The following is a 434-nucleotide window of genomic DNA, read 5'->3' as shown; positions in this document are numbered from 1 at the left end:
ATCATGAACCTTATTCCACTCACCCAACTGGATGTGAAAGGAGACTCAATAGGTCTCAATCGGATTGAAACGCCGAAGGGGGAGCGTCTCGAAATCGAAACGCCGACGTCCTCGATTCGATTGGACGCAGTTGCACTAGAGGCACTCGCTTGGCAGAACCACGACACGCTTGCCAATCTATCAGGAGCGGATGCCACTCATCGGTCACCTATCAGAGAAGATGATTCAGCTGAACGAACCCAGCTGACAACCGTTTCGAATGAGTTTGGCTTTGTTACCGTCTACGAGATGAATACTGAATCTGGTGCCCGTATAGTCCTCAACGCTGAAAAACAGGGCGAGGTGATTCGGCTCTTCCCTACCGAACTCGAAACTCTCGCCCAGCAGGACCATAATCTCATCACACGGTGGCTTAGAAGCGATTTAAATGATTG

The 434-nt window shown here is 50.2% G+C and carries 1 protein-coding gene; it reads left to right on the top strand.

The features are described 5' to 3' along the window. A partial coding sequence (locus DEQ92_RS24350; protein ID WP_233516964.1) for a hypothetical protein occupies window positions 1–434 on the top strand: 434 nt, incomplete at both ends.

It is taken from the genome of Haloferax sp. Atlit-6N, from assembly GCF_003383195.1.
GTDB lineage: Archaea > Halobacteriota > Halobacteria > Halobacteriales > Haloferacaceae > Haloferax > Haloferax gibbonsii.
Note: the sequence above shows the minus strand (reverse complement) of the source record. Positions and strands in the feature narration are given on the sequence as shown.